Annotated in this window: 8 protein-coding genes and 1 riboswitch; of the genes, 3 read left to right on the top strand and 5 right to left on the bottom strand. The window is 70.7% G+C overall.

Going from position 1 to position 10,144, the window contains the following annotated elements; translation table 11 throughout:
- Positions 1 to 32 precede the first annotated feature (32 nt).
- The 4 genes from AB0F10_RS19805 to AB0F10_RS19790 form a co-directional block, all read right to left on the bottom strand.
- Positions 33 to 614, bottom strand: coding sequence for a hypothetical protein (locus tag AB0F10_RS19805; protein WP_360626649.1), 582 nt, complete (start codon positions 612 to 614; stop codon positions 33 to 35).
- Between the two features lie 8 nt (positions 615 to 622).
- Positions 623 to 1,690 (bottom strand): 16S rRNA (cytosine(1402)-N(4))-methyltransferase RsmH, encoded by a 1,068-nt coding sequence (rsmH, locus tag AB0F10_RS19800; RefSeq protein WP_360626646.1) that lies wholly within the window; start codon positions 1,688 to 1,690, stop codon positions 623 to 625.
- Between the two features lie 256 nt (positions 1,691 to 1,946).
- Positions 1,947 to 2,378, bottom strand: coding sequence for a division/cell wall cluster transcriptional repressor MraZ (mraZ, locus tag AB0F10_RS19795; RefSeq protein WP_360218145.1), 432 nt, complete (start codon positions 2,376 to 2,378; stop codon positions 1,947 to 1,949).
- A 497-nt stretch (positions 2,379 to 2,875) separates the two neighbouring features.
- Positions 2,876 to 3,679, bottom strand: coding sequence for a C40 family peptidase (locus AB0F10_RS19790; protein ID WP_360626643.1), 804 nt, complete (start codon positions 3,677 to 3,679; stop codon positions 2,876 to 2,878).
- Between the two features lie 6 nt (positions 3,680 to 3,685).
- Positions 3,686 to 3,872: riboswitch (cyclic di-AMP (ydaO/yuaA leader) on the bottom strand.
- A 452-nt stretch (positions 3,873 to 4,324) separates the two neighbouring features.
- Between AB0F10_RS19790 and AB0F10_RS19785 the strand changes: the two genes are divergently transcribed.
- The 3 genes from AB0F10_RS19785 (at position 4,325) to AB0F10_RS19775 (ending at position 7,110) form a co-directional block, all read left to right on the top strand.
- Positions 4,325 to 5,545, top strand: coding sequence for a MurT ligase domain-containing protein (locus AB0F10_RS19785; RefSeq protein WP_360626661.1), 1,221 nt, complete (start codon positions 4,325 to 4,327; stop codon positions 5,543 to 5,545).
- A gap of 33 nt (positions 5,546 to 5,578) precedes the next feature.
- Positions 5,579 to 6,292: a glutamine amidotransferase gene (locus AB0F10_RS19780; protein ID WP_360626640.1), complete on the top strand. Its 714-nt coding sequence runs from the start codon at positions 5,579 to 5,581 to the stop codon at positions 6,290 to 6,292.
- Positions 6,293 to 6,360: 68 nt separating this feature from the next.
- On the top strand, positions 6,361 to 7,110 hold the full coding sequence (locus AB0F10_RS19775; RefSeq protein ID WP_360626637.1) for a VTT domain-containing protein: 750 nt from the start codon (positions 6,361 to 6,363) through the stop codon (positions 7,108 to 7,110).
- A 93-nt stretch (positions 7,111 to 7,203) separates the two neighbouring features.
- Here the strand turns inward: AB0F10_RS19775 and leuS are convergent, their stop codons facing one another.
- Positions 7,204 to 10,017, bottom strand: a complete 2,814-nt coding sequence (gene leuS, locus AB0F10_RS19770) for a leucine--tRNA ligase (protein ID WP_360626634.1) — start codon at positions 10,015 to 10,017, stop codon at positions 7,204 to 7,206.
- Between the last annotated feature and the right edge of the window lie 127 nt (positions 10,018 to 10,144).

The following is a 10,144-nucleotide window of genomic DNA, read 5'->3' as shown; positions in this document are numbered from 1 at the left end:
CGCGGCGTGTCGTCGGCGCGCGGCGGCACGCGCTACCGCCCGGTCGCCGAGGTTGCCGCGGAGTCCTGTGCGGTCACGGCGACGTCGCCGGTCGCCGGTCGCGGCACGCCGACGATCTGGCCGTCCGGCAGCCGGATGTACGCCGGGTTCTGCGCCTTGACCAGGCCCAGCCGGCGGGCGGCCGCGTCGAGGCTGCCCGGGCTGTTGTTGTCGGCGATCTCGTTCTCCAGCTCCTGCTGCTGGGTGTCCAGCTTCTTCTGCTGCTGCTGGAGCGTGTCGAGGCGGAACGCGTTCTCCGCGGTCTTGGTGTTGATCAGCAGGATGCCGATCACCCCGGCCACGACGACCGCGACCACGAGCGCGATGAACGGCGCCCGGGGCGCGTTGATCGGCGCCGGCGGCGCGACCCGCAGCCGGGGCGCGGCGGCGTTGTCACTCTGCTGCTCGGCCGCCAGCTTCAGGGCGGCACTGCCCACGGTGGCGGCCCCGGTCAGTCGCTGACGCGCCCCCCGGGCGCCACCGCCCGCCGTGGTGTTGTTCGTCGCGGTGGCCGGCTTGCGCCGGTCCTTGCCAACCTGCCCCGCGGTCCGGCCCCCCGACCGCGGCGCAGCCATGCGCTCGCTCAATGCCCCTCCCCCTCCTGGCGTGCCCCCGGGCGTGTCCGCCCATGTCCCCCGTTCGCAGACATCCGGGGCCGTTCGCGGGCGGCACCCGATGCCTGGTCGTGCTGGTCGATCCGTTCAACCGCGCGCAGCCTCACCGAGGCCGCCCGCGGGTTCTCCGCCACTTCCGCCTCGCTCGGCAGCTCCGACCCGCGGGTCAGCAGCCGCATCGAGGGACCGGTGCCGGGCAGCTCGACCGGCAACTCGATCGGCCCGGTGCTGCGCGCCCTCGCGGCGAAGGCGCGCTTGACGATCCGGTCCTCCAAAGATTGGTACGACATCACTACAAGGCGCCCCTTCGGGGCCAACAGGTCCAACGCGGCCGGTACGGCCGATTCGACCGCGGCAAGTTCCGCATTTACCTCGATACGCAGCGCCTGAAACGTTCTTTTCGCGGGATTTCCACCCGTACGCCGCCCCGCCGCCGGGATGGCGTCCTTGACCAGCTCCGCCAGGTACGCCGTGGAGACGATCCGCGCCTTGGCCCGCTCGCGGACGATCGCCGAGACGACGCGGGGCGCGAACTTCTCCTCGCCGTAGACCCGCAGGATGCGGACGAGCTCGCCGGGCTCGTAACCGTTGACGACCTCTTCCGCGGTGATGCCCCGCGACTGGTCCATCCGCATGTCCAGCGGCGCGTCCCGCGAATAGGCGAAGCCCCGGTCCGGCTCGTCGAGCTGCAGCGAGGAGACGCCGAGATCGAACAGCCCACTGTGGAACGCCGCGAGGCCGAGCCCCGCCAGCACCTCCGGCAGCTCGTCGTAGACCGCGTGCACGAAGTGCACCCGCTCGCCGAAGCGCGCCAGCCGGTGCCGGGAGTGCGTCAGCGCCTCGGTGTCCCGGTCGAGTCCGACGAGGACCACGTCGGGGTGGCGCTCCAGCACGGCCTCGGCGTGCCCGCCGAGACCCAGAGTGAAGTCGACGTGCACCGCGCCCGGCAGGCCCAGGGCGGGGGCGAGCAGCTCAAGGCAGCGCTCGAGCAACACCGGCACGTGCGTGCCGCGCAGCTCCCCCATGACTACCCCCATTGCCCGCTCTTTCCGCGCTCACCCGGCCGTACCCAGTGCCGGCCACCCCTTGACGGGGGCGTTCGGCGCCGATGCGCCCGGTCGTCCGTCCGTACCGCCAGATCCCCATCCGCTCGTGCCCGTTGCCTTCGGGCGCGCCCGACCGGACACACGCCTGGCGCCGGGGAAGAGGCGCCAGGAGCGGGAGCGGCTGGAGATCTCGCAGTACGGCAGCGGCGACGTCCGGACCGTGTCGGCGGCCCACAGGTGCCACGCCTCACAGTCCGCCGGGCAGCACCCCCTCCTCGATGTCGGCGAACTCGTCCTCGCTCGCCGAGAGGTACTGCTCCCAGGACTGCTTGTCCCAGATCTCCACCCGCGTGCTCGCGCCGATCACGACCAGCTCGCGGTCGAGCGCCGCATACCCCCGCAGGTGGGCCGGGATGGTGACCCGGCCCTGCTTGTCGGGGATCTCGTCGTGCGCACTGGCGAAGAACACCCGGCTGTAGGCCCGGGCCGCCTTGTTGGTGACCGGCGCCTCGCGAAGCTGGCCCGCGATGCGCTGGAACTCGGGCATCGGGAAGACGTAAAGACAGCGCTCCTGCCCCTTGGTGATCACGACACCTCCCGCCAGCTCGTCGCGGAACTTCGCCGGGAGGATCAGCCGTCCCTTGTCGTCGAGGCGCGGGGTGTGCGTGCCGAGAAACATCGGCCCAACCCCCTGCCCCCGGGCGGTTTCGCGGACCGCCAGTCGTCTGGGCCGGCAACCCCCTCGGAGTCAGCTCCTCAGGCCCTGCCACTGCGCTCCACTCTACTCCACTTCCCTCCACCCGCAACCAGAATGGCGCGGCCTGCGAGTCAGATTCGCGGATGAATCCGCACGTCAGACACGGTGTTGCCGATGTGGAGGGGTTCAGCGCCCGCGCCATGGTCCACTTTCCGACATGCCGCCCACGCGGGCATGAAAGTCCCCCGAAATCGGGCGATCGGGAGGGGCGACCTGCCCTTCGGCGCTCGGGTGGGGAGCAAAGTGGAGGAGAAAGTGGAGCGCGCACGACAGTGGGGCGCGACCCGGACCGGGTCACGCCCCACTGATCTGTCGTACCGCTCTTACCGGTGCCGCACTGTACTTACTAGTGCCGTACCGCTGTGGACCTATGAGCGATTCTCAACCTGGCCTCGGGCCACGCTGGAGAACGCTCACCATCAGGCGGCGACGAGGCGCCGCACGACGTAGTTCTTGCCGTAGATCTTGTGCTTGCCGACCCGGGCGCCCGTGTGCGGCGAGTCCCACATGTAGCCGTTGCCCGCGTAGATGCCGGCGTGCGTGCCGTAGGAGCCCGACCGGAACACGATCAGGTCGCCGACCTTCTTCTTGCCGATGCTGATCTTCTTGCCGTACCGCTGCTGCGAGTTCGCCTTGTGCGGAAGCTTCTTGCCCGTCGTCTTGCGGTAGACGTACTGGGTGAAGCCCGAGCAGTCGAAACGCTTGGGACCCGCGGCGGCGAACTTGTAGAGCGCACCCTTGTGCTTCCTGGCCTCGGCGATCACCTTCGCGCCGCTGCTGCGCACGGTGACCCTGAAGGCCGGGCTGTTCACCCAGTGGACACCGGCCGCTCCGGTGTACTGGGTCCGGAACGAGGTGGTGAGGCCGGGCTTGGCGTACAGGGTCGCCGTGCCCTTGGTGGTCAGCTTCCTGGCCACCCAGGTGCGCCACTTGCCGTTGCGCTTGGCCTGCAGCCGGATCGAGCCCTTGGTGACGACCTTGCCGGTCTTCGGGTTGATCACCTTGGCGGTCACCCGGAACGACTTGCCCCACGCGATGGAGCGGGTCCCGGAGTTGGTGATCTTGGGCTTGATCACCGTTGCCGTTGCCGCCTCGACGACCGGAGCGGCGGACGCCGCCGGTGTGGCGACCAGCTGGCCGGCACAGAGGCAGAGACCCAGGGACAGTGCGATGGTGCCGGTTCCGCCGATGCGACGGTTCCGGCTCGAACTGCGTTCGTGCACGGTAGAGATATCCCTCCGGCACGCCTGCGAGGTTAGCTGTCGGGTTCGGGCGGGAAGGTTGCCCGGTCGCCGTCGGCGACTTCACCCCAAGGTCCGGGCGGCGCGCGCCGCCGAAGCGACGTGACCGCCGGCGGACCGAATCTGGGTCCCCCGTCCCTGCCCCCGTTTGCCTTTGTGGTGGTGACTAACTCAGTGGTCGTCTCGCCCGGACCGGGGCAGGGCTCGGCGTTGTCCGATGCGATACGAGCGGCGAGCGGATGCTCACCGGCCCAACCTTGCTACCTGATTTCCGTCGGAACCGTTGGCCCCCGGTTGGTTACTCAGAGTATTTGGCACATCTGAGCCTGTCCGGTTTGTAACCAGGCCGTGACAAATGCCAGCACGATCAGTAATCGTGCGCTTACCCTCCGCCTAAAGTTACGGGTGAAACACAACACACAAAAAGCCGTACCCGGGTGGATCATGGACCCGGTCAAGATCGGGAGAATGATGGCCTAAACGCCCCCACCGGCCCAAACGCGGCACCGAGCGGCGGAATGGAGATCATCCGTTCGGCCGATCCGGACCCACCGCAGGCCACGGACCCCGGGGCCACTCGACGTAGTGTCCGTTTCCGGTACCCTCGTCGCCGTGACGGACGGGAAATTGCCCCTACGGGCCAAGGTCGCGACATCCGTGTCGCGAACCGCCGCGGCGCTCTCACGGGCTGCGGGACGCGGTGACGGCTCGGTGATCGGCGGGTGGATCGGTCTCAAGATCGATCCTGACCTGCTCAGGAACCTGGCCGCGGGCCGCGCGATCGCGCTGGTGTCGGGCACCAACGGCAAGACCACCACGACCCGGTTCGCCGCGGCCGCGCTCGGCGTGCTCGGCCCGGTCGCCACCAACTCCTTCGGCGCCAACATGCCGACCGGGCACACCTCCGCCCTGGCCAAGGCCGGGGCCACCCCGTTCGCGGTGCTCGAGGTCGACGAGCACTACCTCGCCCGGGTGATCGACGAGACCACCCCGCGAGTGGTCGCCTTGCTCAATCTGTCCCGCGACCAGCTGGACCGGGCGAAGGAGGTGGCGATGATGGCGCAGATGTGGCGCACGGCGCTGGCCGCCCACCCCGACGTGCACGTGGTCGCCAACGCCGACGACCCGATGGTCGTCTGGGCGGCGATCGAGACCCGGCAGGTCGTGTGGTTCAGCGCCGGGCAGCGCTGGCACGACGACTCCTTCGTCTGCCCGCAGTGCGGCTCGCCCATCGAGCGCGCCGACGGCGACTGGTGGTGCGGCGGCTGCCCGCTGCGCCGCCCGCGGGCCCAGTGGACCGTCGAGGACGACGGCGTCGTCGACCCCCGGGGCGACTGGCACCTGATCAAGCTGCAGCTGCCGGGCCAGGTCAACCTCGGCAACGCGGCCACGGCGCTGGCCGTCGCGGCCGAGTTCGGCGTCCGGCCGATCGAAGCCACGCCGAGGCTCGCCGGCGTCGCCTCCGTGGCCGGCCGCTACGCACAGGTCGAGCGCGACGGGCGCAACATCCGGCTGCTGCTGGCCAAGAACCCGGCCAGCTGGCTCGAGGCCTTCGACATGGCCGAGGTCGCGCCGACGCTGCTCTCCATCAACGCCCGCGACCCCGACGGCTTCGACACCTCGTGGCTCTACGACGTCGACTTCTCCCCGCTCCGCGGGCGGCAGGTCCTGATCACCGGCGACCGGGCCTACGACCTGGCGGTTCGGCTGGAAGTGAACGATGTGGCCTTCCGGCACGTGCATACCTTCGACGAGGCGGTGCGGGCGAGTCCGCCGGGTCGCCTCGAGGTGATCGCGAACTACACGGCGTTCCAGGACATCCGAGCGGAGTTGGACCGTGTCAACTGAGCTGGCCCCGCGGCGGAAGACCGAGGACGAATCATGAGTGAGAGCACGCTACGGATCGTTTGGATCTACCCCGACCTGCTGTCGACGTACGGCGACCGGGGCAACATGCTGATCCTGCGCCGCCGGGCCGCCCTGCGGAACATCCCGGTGGAGAGCTACGAGGTCCGCTCCGACCAGGCGCTGCCCACCACCGCCGACATCTACCTGATCGGCGGCGGCGAGGACGGGCCGCAGGCGCTCGCGGCACAGCGGCTGATCGCCGACGGCGGCCTGCACCGGGCCGTGCACCAGGGCGCGGCCGTGCTGGCCGTCTGCGCGGGTTACCAACTCTTCGGTGGATCGTTCTATGCGAAGGGTGCCAAATGCGCCGGACTGGACCTGCTCGACCTCACTTCCGACCGGGGCGAGACCCGCGCGGTCGGTGAGGTTCGCGGCGACATCGACCCTCGGCTGGGCCTGCCACCGCTGACCGGCTTCGAGAACCACGGCGGCCGGACCCTGCTCGGCCCCGGTGCCGCGCCGCTCGCCCGGGTCACCGCCGGCGTCGGAAACGACGGCCAGACAGAGGGTGCCTGGCACGGAAAGATCCTCGGCACCTACGCACACGGGCCGGCACTCGCTCGCAACCCAGCTATAGCCGATCTGCTACTGCGTTGGGCGATCGGTGCGGATAGTCTTCAACCGCTCGACGACTCCTGGGCCGACCGGCTTCGTGGCGAGCGGCTCGCCGCAGCGGGCGCCGTATGACCCCGTAACTGACGCCCGACCAGCACGACCTGTCCTGGACCGACGAGAAGTTGGGGCGGTACGCCTGCATGACTGACCTCCTGATCGCCCCGCGGGGCATCGAAACCCCCGCCACGGACCCTCAGGGCAGCACGCACCACCCGGCAACCCCCCTCGGCCGGCGACTCGTGCGGGTCGGCATCCTCGGCACGGTCGTGGCCTCGCTCGGCATCGCCGCCGCGGTCCTGCCCCTGCACGCCATCGCCGACTCGGTCGTCGCCCTCGGCCCCGCGGCCGCCGTGGCGATCGCCGTGGTCGGCGGCCTGCTGCTCTCGGTGCTCGTGCCCCGCACGGCGATCACCCTCGCCTGCGGCGCGCTGCTCGGCCCGGCGACCGGCGCGGTGACCGCGCTGGCCGCGGCCGTCATCGCCGGCATCGCCACCTACTACGCGGGCCGCTGGGCCGGCCGGGGCGCGCTCGGCGCCCGGGCCGGCGGCAAGCTCGAACGCCTCGACGGCTGGCTGAACCGCCGCGGCCTCGCCGCGGTGCTGCTGGTCCGCTTCCTGCCGCTCGCGCCCTTCGGCCTGATCGGCTACGCCTACGGCACGACGTCGGTCTGCCGGTTCCGCTACCTGCTCGGCACCACGGTCGCGGCGGTGCCGTCCGCGGTCTCGTACGCGGTGATCGGCGCGGCCGTCACGTCGCCGGGCTCGATGAACCCGCTGACGCTGGCCCCGGCCGCCATCGGCATGGGCCTGACCACCGCGATCGTGCTGCGCTGGCGCCTGGCCGCCCGTCGCGACGCGGCCGCCGCGGCCCTGGCCGCGTCCGCCGCCTGACCCGCCCGAGCGGTCCCCGGCGGCACGGCCGCCGGGGCAACGCGGAACGGCCCGCCGCGAACAGTTCGCGACGGGCCGCCCGGAACGCCTCGGTCAGACGACGATGCTGACCAGCCGGCCCTTGACCACGATCACCTTGCGCGGCTCCCGGCCGGCCAGTACCTCGGCGACCTCGGCCAGCGCCGCCGCGCGTACGGAATCCTCGGTCGTGTCGGGCGCGACCTCGACCCGACCGCGGACCTTGCCGTTCACCTGGACCGGATAGGTGATCGACTCCGCGATCAGCATGGCGGGATCCGCCACCGGGAACTCCGTGTAGGCCAGGGTGCCGTCGTGCCCCAGCTTGCGCCACAGCTCCTCGGCCAGGTGCGGCGCGAACGGCGACATCATCAGCACCAGCGGCTCGATCGCCTCCCGCGACGCCGTCGGCAGCGGCGTCAGCGCGTTGGTCAGCTCGATCAGCTTCGCGATCGCCGTGTTGAAGCGCAGCTCGTCGTTGTCGCCGCGGACGCCGTCGATGATCCGGTGCAGGATCCGCCGGGTCTTGACGTCCAGCGGGTCGTCGGTGACCCGGACCGCGCCGGTCGTCTCGTCCACGACCAGGCGCCAGACCCGCTGCAGGAAGCGCTGCGCGCCGACCACCGCGCGGGTCTCCCACGGGCGCGAGACGTCCAGCGGGCCCATCGCCATCTCGTAGACCCGGAACGTGTCGGCGCCGTACTGCGCGCACATCTCGTCGGGGGTGACGACGTTCTTCAGGCCCTTGCCCATCTTGCCGTACTCGCGGAAGGCCTTCTGGTCGCCCACGAACCACTTGCCGTCGCGCTCGACGACCTCGTCGGCGGGCACGATCATGCCGCGGGCGTCGCGGAACGCGTACGCCTGGATGTAGCCCTGGTTGAACAGCTTGCGGAACGGCTCGAACGACGAGATGTGGCCCAGGTCGAACAGCACCTTGTGCCAGAAGCGCGCGTACAGCAGGTGCAGGACGGCGTGCTCGACGCCGCCGACGTACAGGTCGACGCCGCCCGGGTCGCCGGGGCCCTGCGGGCCCATCCAGTAGGCCTCGTTCTCCGGGTCGACCAGCTTGTCGTCGTTGTGCGGGTCCAGGTAGCGCAGCTCGTACCAGCAGGAGCCGGCCCACTGCGGCATGGTGTTGGTCTCGCGGGTGTAGGTCTTCAGGCCGTCGCCCAGGTCCAGCTCGACCTGCACCCAGTCCTTCTTGCGGGACAGCGGGGTCTCCGGCTCGGTGTCCGCGTCGTCCGGGTCGAAGGTGCGCGGCGAGAAGTCGTCCGTGTCGGGCAGCACGACCGGCAGCATCGAGTCGGGCAGCGCGATCGGCAGGCCGGACTCGTCGTAGACGATCGGGAACGGCTCGCCCCAGTAGCGCTGCCGGCTGAACAGCCAGTCGCGCAGCCGGTAGGTCGTCGCGCCGCGGCCGTGGCCCTTCTGCTCCAGCCAGGAGATCATCGAGGCCTTGGCGTCGACGACGTCCATGCCGTTCAGCCAGTCGCTGTTGATCGCCGGTCCCTCGCCGGTGAAGGCGCCCTCGAAATCGGCGGGCGCCTCGACCGTACGGATGATCGGCAGGTCGAAGACCTCGGCGAAGGTCCAGTCCCGCTCGTCCTGGCCGGGCACCGCCATGATCGCGCCGGTGCCGTAGCCGGCCAGCACGTAGTCGGCGATGAACACCGGCACGCGCGCGCCGTTGACCGGGTTGGTCGCGTAGGCGCCGGTGAAGACGCCCGTCTTGACCTTGGCGTCGGCGGTGCGCTCCTGCTCCGTCTTGGCGGCGGCGTCGGCCCGGTACGCGGCGACGGCCGCCTCGGGCGTGGCGTGCCCGCCGGTCCAGACGTCCTTCGTGCCCTCGGGCCAGGCGGCCGGGATCAGCGAGTCGACCAGGTCGTGCTCGGGCGCCAGCACCATGTAGGTCGCGCCGAACAGGGTGTCGGGCCGGGTGGTGAAGACCGAGATCACGGCGCCGCCGACCTTGAAGTCGACGTGCGCGCCGCGCGAGCGCCCGATCCAGTTGCGCTGCATCATCTTGACCGGCTCGGGCCATTCCAGGACGTCCAGGTCCTCGACCAGGCGGTCGCCGTACGCGGTGATGCGCATCTTCCACTGCTTCAGGCTGCGCTGGAACACCGGGAAGTTGCCCCGCTCGCTGCGCCCGTCGGGGGTGACCTCCTCGTTCGCCAGCACCGTGCCCAGGCCCGGGCACCAGTTGACCGGCGCCTCGCTGATGTAGGCCAGCCGGTAGTCGTTGATCACCGCGCGCCGTTCGGCGGCCGACAGCTCGGCCCACGGCCGGTCGCCGGCCTTCCGCTCGCCCGCGACGAACTGGTCGACCAGCGTGGCGATCGGGCGCGCCTTGCGCAGCGACGGGTCGAACCACGAGTTGAACACCTGCAGGAAGATCCACTGGGTCCACCGGTAGTACTCCGGGTCCGTGGTGGAGAAGGAGCGGCGGTCGTCGTAGGCCAGGCCCAGCCGGCGCAGCTGGCCGCGGTAGCGCTCGACGTTCGCCTCGGTCGTGGTCCGCGGGTGGGTGCCGGTCTGCACCGCGTACTGCTCGGCGGGCAGGCCGAACGCGTCGAAGCCCATCGGGTGCAGGACGTTGTAGCCCGCCATCCGCTTGTAGCGGGTGTAGGAGTCCGTGCCGATGTAGCCCAGCGGGTGCCCGACGTGCAGTCCGGAACCCGACGGGTACGGGAACATGTCCTGCACGTGCAGCTTCGGCGCGCCGGCGCGCGGGTGCGCGGCGTCGGCCAGCTCACCGGCCGGGTTCGGCGCGAAGAACGTGCCGTTGTCGGCCCAGTAGCTCTGCCAGCGTGGCTCGATCTCCGCGGCCATCGCCGCCGTGTAGCGGAACGGCGGGACATCCGCGTTGGTCTCGGGCTCGCTCATCGTCACCATCTCGTTCTTTCGAGGTCAGTCGACAGGGTCACCTGCTTCAGGACACAAAAAAGCCCCTCTCGCAGGAGGGGGCGCCGCGCTGTTCTCTGCTAGGAGATCAGCACGGCCGGCTAAGAAG

Origin of the sequence: Actinoplanes sp. NPDC026623, from assembly GCF_040638275.1 — a bacterium.
GTDB lineage: Bacteria > Actinomycetota > Actinomycetes > Mycobacteriales > Micromonosporaceae > Actinoplanes.
The sequence above is the reverse complement of the archived record's forward strand: the minus strand, read 5'-3'. Positions and strand labels throughout refer to the sequence as shown.